We start from the raw sequence: 21594 nt of genomic DNA on the forward strand, positions 1-21594 counted from the left end.
GGGGGTTCAGGCGAAGGAGAGGAGGTAGTCGGCGTCCTCGCTCCAGCGGTCGCAGCGATGGCAGACCTTGCCGGGGATGCCGCTGCTGTCGTGGCGCTCGACGACGCCGCGGCGGGTGGCGCACTCTGCGCAGCTGCCGCGCCTGACCGGCGGCTCGGGGTCGCTCTCGTCGTCGGCGGGGCAGGCCGGCCAGTGCTCGACGGCGAAACGGTCGCCGTCGGCCGGGCGGACCAGGTGGCCGCGGCGGGCGGCGACGGGGCGCTCGCAGCGCAGGCAGCGCGGCTCGTAGCGGCGGTTGGGCCGCTGCACCTCCTCCAGCACCAGCGGCTCGGCGGCCGGGGCCTGCTCGGCGAGGGCCTTGGCGATCTGTGCCCGCACGGTGGCGCCGAGGGCGGTGGCGGCCTTGGCGAAGTTCCGCGGGCCCCAAAGGACTTCGGTGGTGCCGTCGTCCTGCACGCGGGTGAGGGTGACGGTGGCGTCCTCGGTGACGTACGGGCGGCCGGTGCGGTAGTTCCGGTCGGTGCCGGTGGCGCTCTTGTCGACGACCAGCAGCAGTGTCCCGGCCGGGCAGGCGACGGTGTCGCCCGCGTACAGCCGGGTGCCGGCCAGCGCCTGCTCGCCCTGTGCTGCGGGGTCGGTGCCCGTGGCGGCCAGGCGCCAACTGCCGGGCCGGCCGCCGTCGGGGACCGGCGGGACGGTCAACCGGACCCATCCGTCGGGGACGGGCCCGGTGGTGACGGCCCGCCGGTCGGGGGCCTGCCCCTCGGCCGCTCCGGTACTGCTGCTGTGCATGGTTGCTCCGTTCAACTCGTTTGCTCCGCAAGGCGGGTGACTGGTGCTCAGCCTGCACCTCTCGATAAAAAATCGCAACAAGTGTTGCGATTTTTTATCGGAGAGGGCATGCTGGAGACTCCGACTCTGATTACTCTCCGGGGGCAGATGAATGCAATCCGTTACCGCCATGATGGCGACTGCCACTGACAATCCGGCCGCCCCCAACCCCGGGGCCGCCGTCGTCGTCCAGGTCCCGCCCGCGGGCGCGGACACCCTCTCCTCCTGGGCCCTCCTGGTCACCGCCGTCGGCCCCGGCGCGGGAACCCGCGCCCTCACCGGCCACTGGCTCACCCCCGATTCCCTGGCCGCCCTCCCCGCCGGCGCCCTGCTGCTCACCGCCGACCAGCACCCCGGCCGCCAGTGGCGCATCACCCTGCTGCGCGCCGACCCCGACGCCGACAACGGCCTGGCCCTCCTCAAGCACTGGGCCCGCCGCACCCCGCTCGGCCGCCGGGAACTCGCCGCCGTCCGCGCCCACCTGGCCGCCGACGCCGCCGGCCACACCATCGGCGCCACCATCACCGCCAACCGGCACCCCGGCCGCTGCCACCGCTGCACCCGGCACGTGGCCGCCCGCACCGGCTGGCTCCACCGCGGACCGGACGGACACCTGCTCACCCACCGCCCCGGCGACTGCCCGCCCCCCGCCGAGACCGTCGAACCCAACACCTACCCGGGCCGGTGCCTGCTGTGCGAGGGCTGGGTCGACGCTGGCGAGGGCCGAGCCGTCCTCCTCGACCGCACCCCCGGCCCCCTCACGGCCACCCCGGCGGCCCGCCGCCCCCGCTACGCCCCCGAACACCGCACCTGCCCCGACACCCCGGCACCCGGCCCCCTCACCACCGACGACCGCTGGTGCGCCCACTGCCGCCGCCGCATCCACCCCGGCCAGGGCCACCGCCTCCCCGACCGCACCCACAGCCACACCACCTGCCCCGACCACGCCCCGGGCCCCGTCTGGCTGGTCCGCCGCCCGGCCGACGCCCCCCTCGCCCTGGGCGCCACCACCACCGTCCGCCTGCGCCCCCGCCCCGGCGAGCCGCCCGTCCCTAAGCACGCCCCCGGCGCCCGCGTCCTGGACGGGACCGGCTTCGCCGAACTCATCGCCACCGTCGAGGACGCCACCGACCCGGACGCCGACGGCCGCACCCTGGCCCTGCTGCGCCCGGCCACCTGGGACGAGGCGATCCCGCTGCTCGTGGAGCGCGCCGAACTCGACCTCGACGCCGCCCCCGTCGCCTCCACCTTCCGCGCCGTCTGGCAGCGGGAGCGGATCTGCGGCGACGCCCCGTGGCTGGCCGAGATCACCGGCCACCACCCCTCCTACGGCCTCGCGCGAACCTTCCTGCCCGCGCGGCGCGACTACGATGCGCTCCAGGACCGGTACGGATGGCGCGGCGTGCAGTACCTGTGGACGCTGCGCACCAACCGGGTCTACGAGGCCGGCTGGCCGGTGGACCCGGTCGATCCCGCCTGGCGCAGCATCCGCCGCACCGGCGCCCGGACCCGGGTCACCGCCCAGGAGCGTGCCTTCGTGCGGGTGACCGCGCAGGGCGACATCGAGCAGATCAGCAGGGAGCAGGCAGAGGCGTGGCTGAGGAACACCGCCGGGGCCGGGACGGCAGTACCGGAGGCACAGCGGTGAGCACCGTCCAGGCCCCCGACGCCGCCCCGCCCCCGCAGAACCCGGCGCTGCTCCCGGAGCCGGCCCGGCCGCTGCGGGGAGCCAAGCGGGCCACCGGCCGCAACGTGTACGAGGAGACCCTGCGCCGCGTGCGCCGCGTCTTCGCCGACTTCCCGAACTTGTACGTGAGCTTCAGCGGCGGCAAGGACTCCGGCGTGCTGCTGGAGATCGCCGCCAACGAGGCCCGGCGCCTGGGCCGCACGCTCGGCGTGCTCGTCGTCGACCTCGAAGCCGGCTACCGGGCCACCGAGACGTTCATCCGCGAGATGCTGGAGCGGCACGCCGACGTCCTCGAGCCCTACTGGGTCTGCCTGCCCCTGAACATGCGCAACGCCGTCTCCTCGATCGACCCGCAGTGGACCTGCTGGGACCCCGAGGCCCGCGAGAAGTGGGTCCGCGAGGCACCGTCCGAGGCGATCACCGACCCCGGGTTCTTCGACTTCTACGCCAAGCACACCGCCGAGAACGTCACCGTCGGCGGCGGCCGGTACATGGAGTTCGAGGAGTTCGTCCCGGCCTTCGGGCACTGGTACGCCGCCCGGCACGGGAACCGTCTCACCGCCTGCCTGGTCGGCATCCGCTCCGACGAGAGCCTCAATCGCTTCCGCACCATCGCCACCCTCAAGAAGAGCACCCACGAGGGCCTGCGGTGGACGACCCGGATCAGCGGCGGCCCCAACCTCTACAACGCCTACCCGATCTATGACTGGCAGACCCGCGACATCTGGATCTTCAACGGCCGCTTCGACGTGCCGTACAACACGATTTACGACCTGATGCACCAGGCCGGCCTGACGATCCACAGCATGAGGCTGTGTCAGCCCTACGGCGACGACCAGAAACTGGGGCTGTGGCTCTACCACATCCTGGAGCCCCGTACCTGGAGCCGCGTCGTCGCCCGGGTCAGCGGCGCGAACTTCGGCGCCAAGTACTCCACGAAGACCGGCAACATCAGCGGGCGGATCACCATCACCTGCCCCGACGGCATGACCTGGCTCAGCTACGCCCAGTACCTGCTGAACACGATGCCCGAGCAGACGGCCGAGCACTTCCGCAACAAGATCGCCCGCTTCATCTTCTGGTACTCCACCCGCGGCTACCCCGACGGCATCCCCGACGACGGTCCGATGAACAAGCAGACGCCGTCGTGGAAGCGCGTCTGCAAGGTCCTGCTCAGCTACGACTACTGGTGCAAGGAGTTCGCGATGGCCCCGCCCGCCAACGCCAACTCGTACAAGAAGTACTTGGACCAGATGGCCGCCAAACGACAGGAGTGGAAATTCGATGGCACCCTCTGACCGGCGCGCGGCCGTGGAGCTGACCGTCCGCACCAACGCCGACCCGGACTTCTACCAGGTCATGGGCCCGCACCTGGCCTCCCGCACTGTCAACAAGGCGCTCGGCGGCCCGCCGTGGGACGAGGACGGCAAGGTCTGGGTCACCGCCGGCGCCGAGGGCGAGCCCGCGCTCGGCTTCGTCGGCGTCGTCCTCCTGAAGAACGGCACCGGCCGGGTCGAGTCCCTCTACACCGTGCCTGACCGGCGCGACACCGACCTCGCCCAGCGCCTGGTCGCCGCCGCCGTCCAGACGGCCGGCGCCCGCCACCTGCGCGCCGTCGTGCCCCCGCAGTTCGTGGACGCCTACACGGCGGCCGGCTTCGCCACCACCGCCGTCCCCGACAAGTACACGCGGATGCACCGCGACCCCGACACCACGGAGCAGCCGACGTGAGCGCCGAGCAGACCGGCCTGGACGAGATCCTCGCCGACCAGACCGCCGAAGGCATCCTCCAGCAGGCCGCCGCCCTGTTCGCACGACTGGAGGAACTGCCCGACGAGCAGCGCACCGACACCATCAACGCCATCAAGCTGCTCCTGCACCCCCACTCGCCACAGCGCGACCACCCCGTCGACTGCGTGCTGTGGGTGCCCGCCGAACAGGTCCACGGCAACGACTACAATCCGAACTTCGTCGCCCCGCCGGAGATGGAGCTGCTGAAGCGGTCCATTCGGGACAGCGGTTTCACCATGCCGATCGTCACCTGGCGGGAAGATCCCGCCGGAAGCCGCTACGAAGTCGTCGACGGGTTCCACCGCAACGTCGTCGCCCGCAACGAGGTCTTCGCCCAGTCCCTGCACGGCCGCCTGCCGATCACCGTCATCCGCTCCGAGCAGACCGGTCGGGCCGAGCGGATGGCCGCCACCCAGCAGCACAACGAGGCCAGGGGCAAGCACGCCGTCGGACAGATGAGCGAGATCGTCAAGGAACTCCACCTCGCAGGCAAGTCCGACGAGTGGATCAGCGAGAGGTTCGGCATGGACCCCGACGAGGTCCTGCGCCTGCGCCAGGTCAGCTCCCTGGCCGCGTTCTACTCGGCCGAGGAGTTCAGCGCCGGCTGGGAGACCGACCCCGACGCCTTCACTGGCACCGCCCCGCTTCCTCTGCGGAGCCCCTCCCGCCCCGGGAACAGCGAGACGATCGGCCGCCTCACCACCTACCTGGTGGAGCTGCCGGACGGGCCGCCCGCCTACGCCATCGCCCTCGACGGGCAGTTCCTGCCAGGCTCGTACGCCGATCGGGAGGCGATCCTGGTCGCCTACGGCGTCCTCCTCGGCGGAGAGAAGCACTTCCCCCTCGACGACCTCAAGGTCCACACCGACGACACCCGGGGGGCTGGGCGGCCCACCACCGTGGCCGACGTCGAGAACCACGCCCGCAGCAAGGGCCTGAGAGCGCCTGGCCTCGCCGACCTCCCCGGCGAGTACGCCGACGACGACGCGCGCCTGGTCGCGTACGGCACCCTGCTGGGCGGCGGCACACCCGACCTCGCCGACCTCCCCGCGCCGATCACCCTCGCCGTCATCGAGGCAGCCGCCTAACCCCGGGCCTGCAGGACACCACCCGCCAGCCCGACACCGACGAGAAGGCGCCGTGACCACACCCGCCCCCCGCCCGCCGGACGCCGACGACCCCAAGTCGGTGCCCTACTGGCCGCTGCCCGTGGCCACCCTCGCCCGCCACCTCCACGTGAACCGTTCCACCCTCCACCGCGCCCTGGCCAACGACCCCACCGCCCCCACCCCCGTCCAGCAGCCGGACGACAGCGGCCCCCTCTACTACTACCGGGCCGTGCACACCTGGTGGCCGGACCGGCGCCGCCGCGGTGAACGCGGCCCCGACCGCCGCCAACGGCCGCCGCGAGCACTCTCCGTACCCCAGGGCGACCGGGAGGAGCCCGGCGCTGCTCCCGCCTGAGCCGGCGCTCCCGGGCCTCGCAGGCCCGGAGCCGCCCCCGTCGGCTGCCAGACCGGACGCGAGCGAGGAAGTAGGAGAGCGCGGGCTGGCCGGGGCCGACCGCCATCAGCGGTGAACCCGGCTCCGGCCGCCGCGACAGCGGCCTGCGGTGCTGGCCGGTGCCTGCGGTACGGTGAACAACCCGAAGACGACCGAGGGGGATTGATGGCCAGGCCGCCGATGGACGACGGACGCCACGGACCGGTGCGGGAGGTGGACCCGCTCGCCTCGGCGCTCGCCGGTGAGAACGTGATGCACCTGGTCTGCCAGTGCGGCGAGGTGACCGGCGATCTGGCCGGGCACGCGGTCCACGCCCGGGCCGTCCTCCAGGTCCCCGGCCCCGCATGGCTGCCGGTCGGAGCCCGGCTCGCGCTGCTCCTCACCGGCGGGGTGGCCCTGGCCGTCGGCCTGATGCTGGTCGCCGAGAACTTCCTCACCGGGACCGCCCGTCTGGTGGTCCTGGGTGCTGCCGGGCCGGCCGCCTTCGGGGTGACCATGGGCCTGGCCGTACTGCTGCGCCCGTACATCGTCCCGAACGGGCGCCACCCGATCGGGTGAACCGGGCTCCCTCGGCAGCCGGCCCGCGAGACAATCGCGCCATGTACGAGACTCTGAACCCGACCGAAGGTCAACTGCGCCGCGCACTCGCGGAGTTGGGCGTCGCCGTCCCGGCCGCCCTGGAGCACGAGGACGACGAGGTCCGGGCCAGTCTGCTCGCTGCGCACTTGCGCCGAGCGGCCGACCACGCCAGCTACAACCTGCTGTCCTCCGCGGACAGGGACACCGTCCTGACCATCTCGCAGCGCGCCACGCCGCTGGCCTGGCCCGTGGCCGAGGACCATCAGGCCGGGGTCCTCGGCCACCTCGGCCGGGCGGACGGGCACCTGGCGGTTCTCGCCGCCGACTTCACCCCGCCGGGCGCGGTGGCCCTCGACACCGGCGGCCGGATCGAGGAGGGCTTCGCCGCCGCGGCGGCGAAGCTGCTGGAGGCCGCCGACGAGGTGATCCGCTTCCGGTCGCGGCCGGACGGCGCCGACCGGACGGAGGAGGAGCTCCACGCACAGCAGGTCATCGACTCCCTGCACGAAGGCGAGGAACTACTCAACCAGGCGCTGAACCGGCGGGAGGCGGCGGCGGTCGGAGTGCAGGAGTTGCTGTTCCCCGGCGGGAGCTGACCCCCCTACCCTGCTGCCCGGCGGACGGCCGCCGAAGCGCCGCCGTAGCCGAGCACGCCGAGAGGCCAGCGCCGCAGCAGCGCCGGCCTCTACGACTGGCCCCTGACCTCGTGGGTCAGACGATGGCCTCCAGGAAGTCGGCGTACCGGGCGAGGGCCTCGCCCAGCTGGGTGCGGCCCGGTGTGCCGGGGGCGGCGAGCTTCCACAGCGCGATGGCCTCGCGCTTGATCTCCTCCAGCCGGTAGTCGGGGTGGGTGGCGGGGGTGGTGGCGTCGCACCGGGTCAGCAGGCCGGCGACGATGCGCAGCGCCGTTTCGGAGCCGGGGTGCCGGGCGGCCCGGCGGACGACGGAGTCGGCGTTGGAGATGTCCGGGGTCCGCTCGACGGTGGCGGCGGTGAACTCCAGCCACACCGTGTCGTCCATGGCCTGCGCGTGGACGAACTCGCCCGCGCCGCGCAGGTGCCCGGCCTGCGCCGGCAGGTCGAGGGCCAGGACATCGCGCCACAGGTCCGCCGCGCTGTCGAAGAGCGCTGCGTTCGCCTCGGTGGCGCTGTGGGGCAGGACCCGCGCGGTGACGCCGAGCAGCCGGGAGACGGCCGGCGCCGCGCCGTTCGCGGCGGCGAGCAGCGTGAGGAACCCGCTCCGGCCGCCGAGCGCGTCGGGGTCGAGCAGAAGCAGGGCCGCGCAGGTCTCCCACATCACCTGGCCGCCCGCGCTCTGGCTCGTGCGGCGCAGGTAGCGGGCGAGCTGGTTCCGGTCGAGGCGCCGCGCCACGTCGAGGGCGACGGCGTCCACGTCGTTGCGGGCGGTGACGGCGGTGACGGCGGGGCAGTACGGCCGGTCCAGGCCGAGCAGCTGGTCTTGGTGCTGCCGGGTCCAGGCGGGCGCGCGCTCCAGCAGGGCGGGCAGGTGGTGGCCGATGACGGCCATGGCCCGGTCGTCGGTGCCCGCGTCGAGGAGGTCGCCGAGGACGGCCGCCGCGTCGGGGGCGAGTTCGGCCGGTGCGGTGGCGCGGGCCAGGCCGCAGCGGATCAGGGCGTCCAGGGCGAGGCCGCCGAGCTCGCGGTGGGCGGCCTTCAGCGGGTCGGCCGAGGGCGGGTCGGCGGGTGCGGTCCAGGCGGTGACGACCGCGCCCAGCCACTGGGTGACCGGCTGCTCGACGCCCGCGAGGTCCATGCCGCGGGCCGAGGCGTCGGACACGGCCAGGCACAGGGTCAGCTGCGCCTGGCCGGCGACATCGGGGTCGTTCCCGGCGGCGGTCAGGTTCCACAGCTCCTCGGTGACGGTGTGCCAGGTCGTGGCGGGGTCGGTGAGCGGGCTGGGGTCGGCGCTCAGCGGGGTGCGCAGGGCGGACAGGTAGGCGTGCCGCAGGACGGGCATGTCGAGCGCGGCGGCCACGGCCGGGACGGCGCCGGCCCAGGCGTTCGGATCGGTGGTGACGAGCTGTCCAACGACGATACGGGCGTAGTCCGCGGAGAGCGTCCCGGCGCGCACGCGCTCGCGCAGTTCTGCGGCGGCGGCGCGGGCCCCCTTGGAGGCGGCCACGGCTTGGAGGTCCTGGGCGGCGGCGGTGACGCTGTCGAGGTAGGGCATGAAGCGAAAGCGGGGCAGCGGGCGGCGGGGGGCGGGTCCGAGCAGCCCAGTGACGGCGTCGACGACGTCCTGCCAGGGGGCGAGGACGGTAGGCGGCAGGACGGGAGACAGGGCCCAGCGCGTCGACCAGCCCGCCGGTGCCGCGGTCGCGGGCCAGCGGGCCAGGGCCCGGCGGCTGGCGGCGAGGCCGGCGGGGTCCGGGGCGGCGCCGAGTGCCGTGGCCAGCAGGCGTTCCAGGCCCGGGAGGGTGTCCGGCGGGCAGGAGCCGACGACGGCCGCGACCAGGTCGACGGTGTCGGTGCCCACCCGCTCGACCTCCCCGAGCCGGGACAGGACGTCGCGGGCGCAGGACTGCCACGCTTCCCAGGCGGCCGGGTCCTGGTCCTGCTCCGGCTCGCTCTCCAGCAGGTGGGCGGCCAGCACGCGGTCCGCCCACCGGCGCGGTCCGGGAAGGCCGGCCCACCCGGTGGTGCGCTCGGCGAGGGCGGTGCCGTGCCCGGCCTCGGCCCGGGCCAGGTCGAGCAGGGCGCGCACGGCGATGCGGGTGATGGCCGGACCGAGGTCGTCCGCGCGGACAACCTGCCGCAGGTCGTCCGCCATGTCGAGGTCCACGAGCTCCAGCTCGGAGTCCACCGCGGCGGCGGCCACCGCCAGCAGGGCGGCGCGCACCGCCCGTACGACCGCGCTCTGCGCGGGCCCGTCCGGGCGGTAGGCGGTCGCCTGGAGTTCGGCGAGCTGCTGCTGGATCTCCCAGCTCTGCCCAGCCGGCTGCTCCACCAAGTGCAGCAGCACCCGCGTGGCGACCTCGACCCACGCCTGGTCCCGCTCGGCGGCCGGGACGTCGGCCAGCCACGTCACCACCAGCGGCCACAGCGCCTCGATGAGCACGTCGTCCTTGGCCAGCACCGCGCGCACGAGCGCTGCCGAGCGGCCCCTGAGCTGGCGGGTCACCCGCAGCAGGCCGGCCAGCACCTCCGGGTCGGCGCCGACGAAGGCGTCCTGGTGCGCGGTGAGCCAGGCCAGCGCCTGCTGCGGGTGGGTGAAGGCGAGGCGCTCCAGGTAGGGCTGGGCGGGCCAGTGCGACTTCTCCGGCAGCAGCCGGTCCTTGCTGACCAGGTCGAGCCAGTCGGGGCTGACGGCGTGCATGAAGAAGTACCGGATCGAGCGCCGCTGCTGGAGCGCGGCGACCTCCGCCGCGTCCGCCGCGGTCGGCGCCTGGGCCGTGACGAGCGGGACCAGCAACGGGGCCAGGGCCGGCAGGTCGAGCAGCAGCTGCCTGGTGTGGGCCACCAGGTCGGTGAACAGCGCGCGCGTGCTCGCCTCTCCATCCCCGGAACTGCCGTGCAGCACGCCGGAGGTCTTGCTGTAGAACTTCGACCACGCCCGGAATGTCTCCTGCTCGCCCGCCCCCGGCGCCGTGCCCGTGCGCTGGTGCACGATGTCCGCCAGCTGGCGGCGGCGGAACGCCCCGGGGTCCTGCTCCTCCCGCTGCTGGTAGGCGACGGCCTCGCGCAGCCCGGCCAGCGCGTCCGGCCGGGCCGCGCGCGAGGCCGCGCCCGAGGCCCGCCGGGCCTGCTGCAGGCGGCGCAGCACCGCCACCAGCGCCTGCTGCTCCGCCGGGCCCGGCGGGAGGGCCTCCAAGGCGGCGACGGCCGCGAGGAGTTCACGCTCCGCGTCGTACTCCGGCTTCGGGTCCACGAGGACGGGGAGCCGGTCGGCGCGGGTCCGGATCAGCCCCTGGACGGCTGCGCCGATGCCGGCCCGCGGCTCCAGGTGGTCGGGCACGGCCGCCTCCCGGTCGAGGGCCGCGAACAGCCTCTCCCGTGCGGTCAGCTGCCCGCCCGCCCGCTTCAGGAGCGCCTTCACCTCGCGGTTGACCTGGTTCTGGGCGTCCCTGGGGCCCTCGAAGTCCTCGCCGGCCTCCTTGAGGAGGCTGTCGATCGCGGACCGGCAGGAGGCGAGGGCGCTCTCCAGCGGCTGCGACCACCGGTCGAGCTCGGACAGCTTGAGACGGGCGTCGCGCAGGTGCCCGAGCGCCCGGACGCCGTTGGGGCCGAGAGCGGTGAGGGCGTCGGAAAGGCTTGAGCCGTCGGCCAGTTGGGAGGCGTCGACGCCCGTGCCGGGCGCGCCGTGGAGGGTCATCGCGCCACGCTAGCAGCGCCCGCTCGGCGTCGGCCGCCGGCAGTGCCGCCACCCGTTCGTGGAGGCCGGTCGCGAGGTTTCCCTACCCGCTTGTTTCACTCGTTCGAGTGAGGGCCTGCACCGCCCCCGGGCCGCCCGGTAGCATAGAACGGGACCAGGTCGTCGGCCCCGCGGTTGAGGACGGGAGCCACGACGTGGCCGGCACGGCGGTAGTGATGACGGTCCGCCAGGCCCGGGAGGCCATCGGGGAGGCGGTCCGCGCCCGGATCGTCGAGCTGTTCGAAGCCGACCTCGCCCGGATGCGCAGGAGCGGCACCGACAGGGTCTACGCCCGGCTGTGGCGGGGATCGGAACTTCCCGGCCACAATCCGCTGGCCGTCCCGCCGGTCCCCACCGCCCTGGTGGTCACCGACCCGGCCCGGTCCGCCCCGGGCGTCGTCTTCACCTGGAAGTCCGAGCACCAGGACCCGCCGTACTTCCGGATCAACACGCCGCCGGCCTGGACCAGCCGCGTCGCCCACCGCGACCACGCCGTCGTGGCCGGCTCGCCGGTCACCGCCGTCCTGGAGTGGGACACCGACCGGCGCCCCCTCACGATCCAGACCGTCCAGCTCCACGGGCATTTCGACAGCAGCATCCACGGGTGGCGGGCCTGGTCCTACGACGTCGTCCGCCGCGTCGACTGGTCCGACCCCCAGGCGCCCCGGCTGTTCGAGGCGGCGCAGAGCGCCGGCTGACCGCCCGAACGGCACACCCGGTCCACCACGGCGGAAGGCACCGATGAGCGACCACCAGCACCCCTTCCCGCTCCGCCTGGCCGCGGGCGCGCCGGGCGGCGACCCGGCGGACCAGCAGATCATGGAGATCCTGGGCGCCGCCTACCACGGCTGCGCCAGCTGCCAGGACGCGCAGCTGACACTGCTGACGGCGAGCGCCCCGGCCACCGCCCGGCTGGTCCTCCTCACGCTGGAGCTCACCGCGCAGCAGCTGGGTCTCGTTCCCGCCAACCTCACCGTCGACGCCCTGCCCGGCCGGGCGGCCCTGCCCTTCCGGCTGCTGGCCCGGACCTCGCCGGACCCCGCGCTGATGCTGCGCACGAGCGAGCGGCTCCTCCCGGGTGCGCGCCGCGCTGCGGCGAACACCGCGGTCGACATCCTGGTCGGCTTCGCGTCGCTCGCGCCCCGGCGGTGACCGCCACCGCTCTACGTCCGGCCCGGGCGTACGGCGCAGCCGCACCGGCTTGACGGCGAAGGCGGCCCGCTGGCCTGCCGGACGGCCTGGCCGACAGGGGGTGGACGGCCCTGCCCGCAGTCGGTCGGCTCTGCGAAGCCCGTCCGGCGCTCGCCCGGCGGGGGACCGCCGGACAGGCGGGCGCCAGTGGGACGGGCCTGTAGCGCCCCGTATTCGGACAACTACGAGTTTTCTACCCGCAGGCACCCCGGTAGCGCTACAGTGTTCCTGTACCTATTGAGAGGTATGGGCCAGCGCGCCGAGCCCGAGTCCCGCCGACCTGCCCGCGAGGGGCGGCACAGCGGTCAAGGTGGTAAGAGCCGAAAGAGCTCTCGCACCGCGCGAATTGATCACCCATCAGGTCCACCCTTCGTGCTCTGCGCTGATGCTGCGCGCGGGCCGGGTCGCGGGACCGTGCACCGCGCTGGAAGGCAGCCCGTGCCCAAGAGCAACCGATCCAAGAAGCAGGCCGCCCGCCGGAAGACGGCGGCCACCGGCGTACCCCACGCCGCCGTCGTGAACGGCACCGCCCACCGCCACCCCGCCCCGGACTTCGGCGTCCTGGACTCCCGCCCCTACGGCGTCACCAGGCAGGTCAACCTCGCCCCCGCCGCCGCGCTGGTCAGCGCGGCCCGCGCCGGGTGCCGACCGTGCCAGAAGACCGCGATCCCGGCGGTGCTCGCCGGGGACCGCCTCGTGGTGGCCACCCTGGCGGGCACGCCGTTCAGCCTGCTGCCCTCCATCGGGTTCCTGTCCCCCGCCTCCGTGAAGCTGTGGCAGGCCGGCCGCCGGATGCTGGAGAGCGCCTTCGAGGGCGAGGCCCCCGCCGCACCGATGCTCGCCCTCCTGGAGAGCCTGTCGCAGGAGGAACTACGCGATGTCCTGGAAGACGCCCTCGACCTGTGGGCCAGGCTGGGAGCCGTGCCCGAGGAGGCCGCCGCGCCCTTCGTCGGCGAGCGGGAGGAGCACGCCGCCGACGACGAGGACGACCTGCCGGAGGCCACCGCGCCCCCGGAGAACCCCTTCGCCGGCGAGGGCCTGGTCTACCTGAGCGCCGATCAGCTGGCCGACGGCATCCCGCTGCCGATGCTGCTGCAGTCCGCCGTGGCCGGCACCGTCGAGGACCGGATCACCGAGCACGCCCACGACCTCTTCGACACCTTGGCCGAGCGGGGCCCGGACGCGGTCCGCGAGGCCGTGCTGCTGCTGGCCCAGTACGTGCTCTCCGGCGGGGCGTACGGGGCGGGGATCGAGGACTCCGTGCGGTACTACCGCCAGCAGCCGCCCCCGGACCTCCGGGCCCCGGCGCTCACCATCCTGCACCTGCTGCTGGCCGCCTACATCGCCCACGGCCGCACGGGCGCCGAGGCCCTCCTCGACGACTTCGACGACGTGGCAGCCGACACCGGTCTAGGCGTCCTGCGGCTGCTGTTCTGCATCGCCGTACTCGCCTCCGGCTGGCCCGCCGACCGTCAGCAGGCGCTGACCGAGGAGCTGTGCGCCGATGTCCGCTGACCTCGCCACCTACGCCGCGCAGGCCACTGCCGTCCCGGCCGACACCGCCCACCTGCGCACGGGCAAGCACATCACCCTGGAGGAGATCACCCTCCACCTCTCCGGCGCCGGCGTGCTGCTCGCCCAACTCGCCCGCGCCGCCGAGACCCCCGCCCAGCCGGTCGAACTCGCCGACATGATCGACCAGTTGAACCGGCACGCCAACGAGTTGGCCGCCTTCGCGAAGACGGCGCAGTACCTGACGGCGATCGTCGCCGGTGATGTGCCGCTGGCCGCGGTGATGCCCGACGGTGCGCGCTGGGGAGCCGCCGCGCGCGGCGGGGAGCGGCGGGAGTCCTACGGCGGGCCGACCGTCGTGCCGACGATCCGCCAGCTGGAGATGCTCGCCGACCTGGTGGCCGCCCACGACCCGGACGCCCCGGCGTGGCGGCAGAGCCGCTTCGGCCGGGAGACGGAGGCGACCACGTTCCCCGAAGCAATGCACGGGGTGGTCTTCGTGGAGTCGAAGGCCGCTCGGCCCCGGCGCGCGGCCGAGCGCGAGCAGGCGATCCGGCAGGAGGTGCTCCAGACGGTGTGCCCGTCGCCGAAGTGCAGAGCCGAGCGGAACGATCACTGCCGGACCTCCACCGGCCGGATCTCCGAGCAGCCGCACAAGGGCCGCCTGGACGAGGCCACCGCCACCATCGACGCCCGACTCGGCTACGACCTCAACCCCGTGGCGGTGCACGGTGCTTGACGAAGACTCGATGACCACCGGTACCATGCGGCTGGAGATCACCGTTGACCGCTACATGGCGGCCCGGCTGGCCCGGTTCGCCGGCAGCCGCCGCCTGTCCGTTCCCCGCGTGATGGAGATGCTGCTGGAGCTCTCCGAGATGCGGGCCGAGGACGGGACGCTGCGGCTGGGCCCGTTCACCGTCGGCACGGACAACGGGCCGGGCCCCGACTGGGCCACCGCGTTGCTCGCCGGCCCGCCGCAGATCGAGCACCGCGGGCTGGGCGGCCACGGCCGCGACGTCGCCGCCCGCGTCGCCCCCGGTCCGGCCGGGCGGGACCGCTACGGCACCTACGGCCTGCGCGACCGCACCACCGAAACGCCCCGCCAGCAGCAGCAGTACGACCTGGCCGACCCGGACGAACTCGAACCGCAGACCGTCCACTCGCACGCCACCGGGCTGACGCCGCCCGGCCCGGAGTGCACCTGCGGCAGAGCGCCGTGCGGGGGCCTGGCCCCCCTACGGCACGACTGCCCCGAGCACGGGCCGCTCGACGTCCACCTGTTCTGGCACGCCGCCCGCTTCTGCCTGGCCGCGGAGCTGTTCTAGCCGACGCGGGGACGGTGTGGCGGCCCGGCCCGGAGGGCCACCACATCGTCGGCCCCGTCCGGCGGGCGGTCAGCGGTGGTCGGCCGGGAAACCTGCGGTGATCGAGCCGTCGCGGCCCCGGACCAGCCACACCGGGCGCATCCGCACGATCATCATCAGCTCGCCGACCTTCACCCAGTACCGGCACCGCGACGCCCTCCTCGACCGGATCGCCGCCTACGCCGACCGGGCGGAGGAGCCGGTGAGCGTCATCATCGGCTCGGTGCGCGCCGACGAGGTCACCCCCGGCTACCTGGACGCAGTCGCCCGACTGGACCCCGGCCACCTGTTCACCGAACTCAGCCTGGAGGCCCCTCGCGGCGTGCTCACCATCGCCCCGGAGTTCGCCGCCCCGGACCTGGTGCAGCTCTTCGGCAAGACGATGGACGAGGCCAAGGTCGGCCGCGCCCTGGACCTGTGCCGCACCCGCAGCCACTTCGGCACGGTGATGCTCTACTTCATGGTCGGCGCCCCGGGCGAGAGCGAACAGGACCGCCTGGCCATCGCCGACTACGCCCTGCGCGTCTTCCGGCGCCTGGGCCGCCCCGACGGCGCCGTCATCGTCAAGATCCAGCAGTTCATGCCCAAGCCCGGCACCGTCAGCCAGCGTCTGCCGATGGCCGACCCCGACCTCGTGGACGACTGGATCACCGCGATCCGCGAGCGCCTCACCGCGCTGGCCGGCCCCGACCACGACCGCTTCCGCGTCCTGTGGGGCGAGCACTCCCGCCTGCTGCTCGAAGCCGTCTGCGACCGCGGTGACCGGCGCGTCGGCCGCGCCCTGGAAGACCTCCACGACGCCGGCACCGACTTCACCCGCCTCACCAAGGCCCAGCTCGACCAGGCGCTCGCCCGCCACGGCGTCACCTTCGAGCACCACCTGCGTGCGATGGACGCCGGCTTGCTGCCCTGGCACACCGTCGACACCGTCCCCGCCAACCAGGAACGCGCACTCGCCGCGGCCCTGAGCGCGCGCACCGCGACGGCGGTCCCGGCATGAGCCCTCAGCGCCGCACCGCGCTGAGCGCTCTCCTGCCCGGCAAGCACACCCTGCCCGCGGTCACCGACCCCGCCGAGCACGCCGCCTACGTCCGCAACCGTCACCCCGGGGCCACCCTCGCCGGAGCCGCCGGAGTCGTCCTCGTGCACCAGGGCCGGCTGCTGCGCCAGGCCCTGGCCGCCCATCCCGAGGCGCGGGTCCTGGACGGGTGGGCGAGCGCCGACCTCCACGTGATCAGCCACCGCGGGCGCGACGTGGTGCTGTGCTCCCGCCTGGGAGCCGGGGCGCCGGCCACCGCGCTGGTTGCCGAGCAGCTGACCGCGCTCGGTGTCCCCGCGATCGTCTCCCTTGGCACCGCCGCCGCGCTCGTCCCCGAGCTGCGCGCCGGAGACCTGGTGCTGTGCGAGAAGGCGCTGCGCGGCGAGGGCACCAGCCGCCACTACCTGCCGCCCGGCCACTTCGCCCACCCCGACCCGCACCTGACCGCCGCCCTAGCCGCGGCTCTGGACGCCTGCGGCACCCGGTGGCGCCGGGGGGCGTCGTGGACCACTGATGCCCTCTACCGGGAGAGCGCCGCCGAAGCGCAGCTGTACGCCCGGCACGGCGTCCTGACCGTGGAGATGGAAGCCGCCGCCCTGTTCGCGGTCGGCCGCCACCGGCACCTGCCGACGGCCGCCGCGTTCGCGGTTGCGGACTCCCTGGTCAACCGCACGCCGCGCACCGACTCCCCGGACACCACGGCCGCGTTGGAGCTGCTGCTGACGGCCGTGTTCGACGTCCTCACGAACACCAGCGTGTCCCCGGCGCCTCCCGGGGCCGATACCGTGGTCTCCCGGCACGACGAGCAGCGGGAGGCGAGCGGTGGGTGAACACCCGGTCGGCACGGGCCTGTTCGTCGTGATCGAGGCCGCCGACGGCTCCGGCAAGACCGCCGTCACCGACCACCTCGTCCCGCTGCTGGCCTCCACCGGCCGCACCGTGCACCGGATCGACCGCGCCCGGCCCGACGGCGACGGCCCGCACGCTGAGCTGGTGCGCGCCGTCAACGCGCTGTTCCGCTCCGAGGCTGCCACCGCCGCCGGCTGGGAAGTCCTGAGCCTGGCCGCCGCCACCCAGTACGCCACCATTCTGCGCAGCCAGATCACACCGGCCGTCCGGGCAGGGGCCATCGTCATCGCCGAGAGCTGGTGGGACAAGACCCGGGCCCGGCTCGCCCTGGAAGCCACCGTCGCGCTCGACCTCGACTCCGAGCAGCATCGTGCCCTCACCGCCTGGCAGAGCCGCCTGCTGCCGCCCTCACCGCTGCCCGCCCACCAGCACCTCACCGTGCTGGTCGACGCAGCCCTGCACGACCGCGTCGCCTGGTACCGGGCGGCCGGCTGCCCCGACCCCTACCTCGACCGCACCGGCCCCGACAGCCACGACCCCGACGGGTTCGGCGACTTCACCGAGCACATCGCCGACCAGCTGCGCCAGGTGGCCGCCGAACGCGGCTGGCCGACCATCACCAACGGCGGCCACCGAACCGTCGCCGAGGCCGCAACCGAGCTCCACCTGCTCATCGCCGACCAGCTTTCCCCGTCCACCCGACCGGCCCCGGAGGCCCCGTGAGTACCGACAAGCCCACCATCGACGCGGTGGTGCTGACCATGAACGACCGCCCGGCCGAGTTCCCGAAGGCGATGGCCTCGCTGCTCGCCCAGCAGGACGTCGACCTGCGCGTGGTGATCGTCGGTAACGGCTGCACCCCCGACCACGTTCCGGACGGCGTCCAGACCGTCGTCCTGCCGGAGAACGTCGGTATCCCCGAAGGCCGCAACGTCGGCGCCGACGCCCTCGCCGGACCCGAAGCCGGCGAGTTCATCTTCTTCTTCGACAACGACGCCCACATCCCCGACACCGCCGTCCTCGCCCGGCTCGTCGACCAGGCCCGCCGCCACCCGGGCGCCGCCTACGTCCAGCCCCGCATCGCCGACCCCGACACCGGCATCACCGTCCGCCGCTGGGTACCCCGCCTACGCGCTGGCGATCCCACCCGCCCCGGCACCGTCACGGTCATGGCCGAAGGCGTCGTCCTCATCTGCCGCGACGCCTACGAACAGGCCGGAGGTTGGCCCGGCCACTTCTTCCTGTACCACGAGGGCCTGGACCTCTGCTGGCGCCTGGCCGACCTCGGCTACACCGGCTGGTACGCCCCCGACATCGTCATCCACCACCCCGCCAGCGACCCCGCCCGCCACGCCCTCTACCTGCGCCTGGTCGCCCGCAATCGCGTCTGGCTCGCCTACCGTCGCCTTCCAGCCCCCCTCGTCCCCCTCTACCTGGGCGTCTGGGTCCTGATCACCACGGCCCGACTGCGCTCCCGCGCCAGCCTCACCACCTGGTTCACGGGCTTCCGTGAGGGCCTTCGCGGTGGCCACGGCGAGCGCCGGCCGATGTCCTGGGGGACCGTGTGGCACCTGACCCGGGCAGGGCGTCCCCCCATCGTGTGATGCCCATGCCACCTGGCGGAGCGAGCCCGGCCAGACCTCCGGCCACCTCAGGCCCGGGACCGGCAGTCAGTACGGTGGCGGCATGACGACTTCTTCCGACAGGCCGGACGCCCCTGCGACGAGCCTGGCACCGGGCCATCCGGCCCTGTCGCTGGAGGCGGTCGAAGCGCTGGTTGAGGCGGCGGTGGAGTCGGTGGTCGATGAGCCGTCCGCGGACACCGTCCTCGGCCTGGTCGAAGCGCTGGAGGAGGCCGGGGCGCTGTGGGCAGGCGCGCTGGTGCTGCTCGGCCCAGCTGCGGGCCGCCCCTCCGCCGTCGGCGAGGCGGACACGGTGGCCCGGCTGCGGAAGGCCGCGGAGACGCCGGACAAGGTCACCGCCCTGACCTACCGGTTGTGGGCGGAGTTCCGGGCGCTCGGATCGGCCGCTGCCCGCGAGGTCTGGGAAGCTGCCCCTGCTGAGATCCGCCGGGCCTCGGCGGCACAGATGCTGGTCGTGCACGCCGACCGCATCGGCGGCGAGGCGGGCACGCTGACGCCGCGGGCGACGATGCGGCTGCTGCGCGAGGTCGTCCCCGTCACCTGGTGACCGCGCCCGGGCGTCCGGCTGGCCACCGCCGACCGCACCACCGAAGTCCTCCAGCTCCGGCCCCGGGCGGCCGACTTGGCGGCCCACGCCCTGCTTGCCTCCGCGGTGGCCGCGTAGGTGCTCAGCGGTTCGCCTGCACGCCGGCACCGGAGCGCAGGCGGAGGCGACGGGCAGAGTGGCCGCGGTCGACCGGACGTTCCGACCGGCCGAACAGCCGCTTCGAGCTCGTCTACTGTGCTGCTACACGAACATGGAGGTTCGATCGTGGACCAGCAAGAGGTCGATCGGGAGTTCAGACTCATCGAACTCCGCGACCGGGCATACGAGTTCGACCGGCTGTTCAAGCGGTGGACGCCGCCCCTGATCGCTCTCGGCGTGGTGTCCGCAGCGGCGCTCATCCTCACGGCGGTTTCTCTCCTCAGCCAGAGGGACAAGCTGGTGAGCAACCTGTTCTTCACGATCTACATCGTCGCCTACACCACGCTGCTCCCCGCCACCGCCGTAGTCCAGAAAGAGGTGGCCCGACGCGGCTGGCGGCGTGCCCCGGAAGCCGTCATCGTCATCAGCATCGCGACCATCGTGCTCGGCGTGGTCCACCTGGGGGTGTCCGCCTGGATCATCTACCAGTGGTTCACCGGGCAGTGCAGCGGCACCCGGTTCACGGTGACGGTCCTCTGCTCCATGGTCAGCGCTTTCGTCTACAGGCGGGTACCGGACCCCCAGTGGAGCCGACGGGGAGTGTGACCGGCCGGCCCGGCTCACCGATCGTGCCGCTCCGGGCCGCGCCCCGCCGACCCCGCCCCACCGGGGTTCGGCGGACCGCTAGAGTGAGAGCCGGTTATCAGCCCTGGAGGGATTCCGGCACCGGATCGGTGCCGTGACCGCCTCGATCCCCCCTGCTCGGAGAGCTGCTGATGAACCGTCCGTTCCTCCTCGGTGAGCCGCCCAACGACCTCCGCCCCGGCCGCACCGAAGCCCGCCTGCTGCTCCCCGCCCGCCTTCGCGCGGACGCCGGGAGGGGCCGTGGATGAGACGATTCCGAACCCGGCGGCGGAGACCTCCACGGTCGAGGTCGCCGTCCCGCCGGCCCCGGCCGGAGCACGGCCGGCGGCCTGCTGGCGCCGGGCCGTCGCCTCGGTCGACCGCGAGCAGCAGGGCGGCTTCGCCGTCCGGGGCGAGCGCCTGCCGGCCGGCGGGCACGCCGTGCTGGCCGTGGGCACGCTGGTCATCACCGTCGACCGGTGCGCGCTCGGTCCCGCCCTCCCGCGCGGTCGCGGACAACGCCCCCAGGTGGACGAGGATGCCGACGTCGCCGTCCTGCTCGCCACCGCCAACGGGTTGATGGAGCTGTGGCGGCGGCACTACCAGAGCGCCCGCTCGGCGTGCGGGCCCACCACCCTTCGCACCCTGGAGAAGCTGCTCGCCGAGCACCCGCCGCCCCCCGGGCCCCCGGCCGAGGTGATCTGTCCGAACAGCGCCGCAGGGGAGTGCCGCTGGTGCGGCCAGCAGGTGCGTGCCGGTGCCGGACGGCAGGCCCCGGCGGTCGGCGGAGCGAAGGCGGAAGGTGCGGTCGAGCACTGGCCGTCCTGCCCGCCGCGCGGCGCCCGGGACGGCGAAGTGTGCACGGACTGCGGGCGCAGCGTGGTGCGGGGCGACGCCCACCAGGTCCTGATCCGCGACGGGGACGATCCCGGATCGGCCGAGTGGCGGACCCGCCACCTCCCCTACCTGCGCTGCACCGTCAACCCCCAGCGGACGTGGGAGGAGCTCCAGGCCGCGAACGCTGCCATCGCCGAGAACACCGCGCTGCTGGTGGAGCAAGGCAGGGCCCGGGCGGCGGCCGAGCAGCGGCGGCAGGAGGCCGAAGCCGAAACCGTCCGCGAGGAGGACAGGGTCGTCGCCGCGGCCGTCGGCCCGGTCGCTGCCGAGCACCCGCCGGTGCGGGCCGTCGGGAAGCTCCTGCGCGACGGCCGGCGGTTCGCGCTGTACCTCGTCCCCGCCACCGACGACCCCTACGACTACCGGGCCCTGGCCCTGATCGCCGGCACGATCGCCACCGTCCCGTTCCGGCCCGCGGTGGCGCCGTCCGACGAGGTGCCGGGCCTGCCGTACCTGCTGAAGGTGCCGCTGGACCCCGCACCCCGTGCCCGACCAGCGCTGGTCGGGCTCACCGCCGCCGAGGAGAAGACGCTCGGCCGGGCCGGAGTGGCCTGGCGCCGCCGCTTCGCCGCCGCGCTGCGGGCCGCCGCGCCCGGCGCCCGCACCTGGACGATTCCCGACCTGCCCATCAGGCCCGCGGTCGGCGAGGTGCTGTGGGACAGCGCCGAGAGGACGCACGTGAGGGTGCTGGCCCACCGGCGGCGGTGGTTGGAGGAGGACGGCTTGTCGTTCGGTCTCGTCCCGGAGCAGGAGAGCCACTACAGCCGTGCAGGACTCGCCCCGGAGAGCGGCTGGCTCTACATCGCCACCGTCCGGGCGGCCCTGCCCGGCGAGATGCCGGGCGCAGGGTGCCGCTGCGCCGATCCCTCGACACCATGCCCGAACCCGTCTTGATGCCGGCCGACCGCAGTTCCCCTCGATGAGTACGGACGGGGTCCGCCACCGGGTTGTAGGTCTCGTCCGCTGCCGCCGACAGCTTGTAAGTTGCCTGTTCCGGATTACCCCACGGAGAACTTCAAGATTAC

General features: G+C 74.1%; 21 protein-coding genes. 19 read left to right on the top strand and 2 right to left on the bottom strand.

Annotated elements, in window-relative coordinates:
* Positions 1-6: 6 nt before the first annotated feature.
* Positions 7-792: a hypothetical protein gene (locus tag ACIOHG_RS26830; protein ID WP_400954180.1), complete on the bottom strand. Its 786-nt coding sequence runs from the start codon at positions 790-792 to the stop codon at positions 7-9.
* A gap of 172 nt (positions 793-964) precedes the next feature.
* Here ACIOHG_RS26830 and ACIOHG_RS26835 point away from each other — a divergent pair, with 172 nt between their 5' ends.
* The 7 genes from ACIOHG_RS26835 to ACIOHG_RS26865 all read left to right on the top strand — a co-directional run bounded on the left by ACIOHG_RS26835 (position 965) and on the right by ACIOHG_RS26865 (position 6987).
* Positions 965-2479, top strand: a complete 1515-nt coding sequence (locus ACIOHG_RS26835; protein ID WP_400954181.1) for a hypothetical protein — start codon at positions 965-967, stop codon at positions 2477-2479.
* Positions 2476-3816 (top strand): DUF3440 domain-containing protein, encoded by a 1341-nt coding sequence (locus tag ACIOHG_RS26840; RefSeq protein WP_400954182.1) that lies wholly within the window; start codon positions 2476-2478, stop codon positions 3814-3816. The genes ACIOHG_RS26835 and ACIOHG_RS26840 overlap by 4 nt, the downstream gene beginning before the upstream one ends.
* Complete coding sequence (locus ACIOHG_RS26845) at positions 3803-4249, top strand: GNAT family N-acetyltransferase (RefSeq protein WP_400954184.1); 447 nt, start codon at positions 3803-3805, stop codon at positions 4247-4249. The genes ACIOHG_RS26840 and ACIOHG_RS26845 overlap by 14 nt, the downstream gene beginning before the upstream one ends.
* Positions 4246-5397 carry an IbrB-like domain-containing protein gene (locus ACIOHG_RS26850; protein WP_400954186.1) on the top strand — a complete coding sequence of 384 codons (1152 nt, stop codon included), beginning with the start codon at positions 4246-4248 and terminating at the stop codon, positions 5395-5397. Before ACIOHG_RS26845 ends, ACIOHG_RS26850 begins: the two co-directional genes overlap by 4 nt.
* Before the next feature lie 52 nt (positions 5398-5449).
* Complete coding sequence (locus tag ACIOHG_RS26855; RefSeq protein WP_400954187.1) at positions 5450-5773, top strand: hypothetical protein; 324 nt, start codon at positions 5450-5452, stop codon at positions 5771-5773.
* 204 nt (positions 5774-5977) lie between these two features.
* The gene (locus tag ACIOHG_RS26860) at positions 5978-6370 is read left to right on the top strand and encodes a hypothetical protein (RefSeq protein ID WP_400954189.1); all 393 of its coding nucleotides are present in this window, start codon (positions 5978-5980) and stop codon (positions 6368-6370) included.
* A 41-nt stretch (positions 6371-6411) separates the two neighbouring features.
* Positions 6412-6987 carry a hypothetical protein gene (locus ACIOHG_RS26865; protein ID WP_400954191.1) on the top strand — a complete coding sequence of 192 codons (576 nt, stop codon included), beginning with the start codon at positions 6412-6414 and terminating at the stop codon, positions 6985-6987.
* A 115-nt stretch (positions 6988-7102) separates the two neighbouring features.
* On the opposite strand, the gene ACIOHG_RS26870 is transcribed toward ACIOHG_RS26865, so the two are convergent.
* The gene (locus tag ACIOHG_RS26870; protein WP_400954192.1) at positions 7103-10723 is read right to left on the bottom strand and encodes a hypothetical protein; all 3621 of its coding nucleotides are present in this window, start codon (positions 10721-10723) and stop codon (positions 7103-7105) included.
* Between the two features lie 194 nt (positions 10724-10917).
* On the opposite strand from ACIOHG_RS26870, the gene ACIOHG_RS26875 reads away from it, so the two are divergent.
* The 12 genes from ACIOHG_RS26875 (at position 10918) to ACIOHG_RS26930 (ending at position 21463) form a co-directional block, all read left to right on the top strand.
* A complete protein-coding gene (locus ACIOHG_RS26875; protein ID WP_400954194.1) occupies positions 10918-11460 on the top strand; it encodes a hypothetical protein in 543 nt (180 codons plus the stop codon).
* Positions 11461-11503: 43 nt separating this feature from the next.
* Positions 11504-11914 (top strand): hypothetical protein, encoded by a 411-nt coding sequence (locus ACIOHG_RS26880; RefSeq protein ID WP_400954196.1) that lies wholly within the window; start codon positions 11504-11506, stop codon positions 11912-11914.
* Between the two features lie 477 nt (positions 11915-12391).
* Positions 12392-13468 carry a hypothetical protein gene (locus ACIOHG_RS26885; protein WP_400954197.1) on the top strand — a complete coding sequence of 359 codons (1077 nt, stop codon included), beginning with the start codon at positions 12392-12394 and terminating at the stop codon, positions 13466-13468.
* Positions 13458-14204 carry a hypothetical protein gene (locus ACIOHG_RS26890; protein ID WP_400954198.1) on the top strand — a complete coding sequence of 249 codons (747 nt, stop codon included), beginning with the start codon at positions 13458-13460 and terminating at the stop codon, positions 14202-14204. The genes ACIOHG_RS26885 and ACIOHG_RS26890 overlap by 11 nt, the downstream gene beginning before the upstream one ends.
* A 10-nt stretch (positions 14205-14214) precedes the next feature.
* The gene (locus ACIOHG_RS26895) at positions 14215-14793 is read left to right on the top strand and encodes a hypothetical protein (RefSeq protein ID WP_400954200.1); all 579 of its coding nucleotides are present in this window, start codon (positions 14215-14217) and stop codon (positions 14791-14793) included.
* Positions 14794-14890: 97 nt separating this feature from the next.
* Entirely contained in the window at positions 14891-15832 is a 942-nt protein-coding gene (locus tag ACIOHG_RS26900) for a hypothetical protein (RefSeq protein ID WP_400954201.1), read from the top strand.
* Entirely contained in the window at positions 15829-16701 is an 873-nt protein-coding gene (locus ACIOHG_RS26905) for a nucleoside phosphorylase (RefSeq protein WP_400954203.1), read from the top strand. Before ACIOHG_RS26900 ends, ACIOHG_RS26905 begins: the two co-directional genes overlap by 4 nt.
* Positions 16694-17443, top strand: coding sequence for a dTMP kinase (locus tag ACIOHG_RS26910; RefSeq protein ID WP_400954205.1), 750 nt, complete (start codon positions 16694-16696; stop codon positions 17441-17443). The genes ACIOHG_RS26905 and ACIOHG_RS26910 overlap by 8 nt, the downstream gene beginning before the upstream one ends.
* A gap of 38 nt (positions 17444-17481) precedes the next feature.
* Positions 17482-18324: a glycosyltransferase family 2 protein gene (locus tag ACIOHG_RS26915; RefSeq protein WP_400954242.1), complete on the top strand. Its 843-nt coding sequence runs from the start codon at positions 17482-17484 to the stop codon at positions 18322-18324.
* 82 nt (positions 18325-18406) lie between these two features.
* On the top strand, positions 18407-18910 hold the full coding sequence (locus ACIOHG_RS26920) for a hypothetical protein (RefSeq protein WP_400954207.1): 504 nt from the start codon (positions 18407-18409) through the stop codon (positions 18908-18910).
* A gap of 264 nt (positions 18911-19174) precedes the next feature.
* On the top strand, positions 19175-19654 hold the full coding sequence (locus ACIOHG_RS26925; protein ID WP_400954209.1) for a hypothetical protein: 480 nt from the start codon (positions 19175-19177) through the stop codon (positions 19652-19654).
* A 279-nt stretch (positions 19655-19933) separates the two neighbouring features.
* Positions 19934-21463: a hypothetical protein gene (locus ACIOHG_RS26930; RefSeq protein WP_400954210.1), complete on the top strand. Its 1530-nt coding sequence runs from the start codon at positions 19934-19936 to the stop codon at positions 21461-21463.
* Positions 21464-21594 lie beyond the last annotated feature (131 nt).

Origin of the sequence: Kitasatospora sp. NPDC088134 (assembly GCF_044741705.1) — a bacterium.
Lineage (GTDB): Bacteria > Actinomycetota > Actinomycetes > Streptomycetales > Streptomycetaceae > Kitasatospora.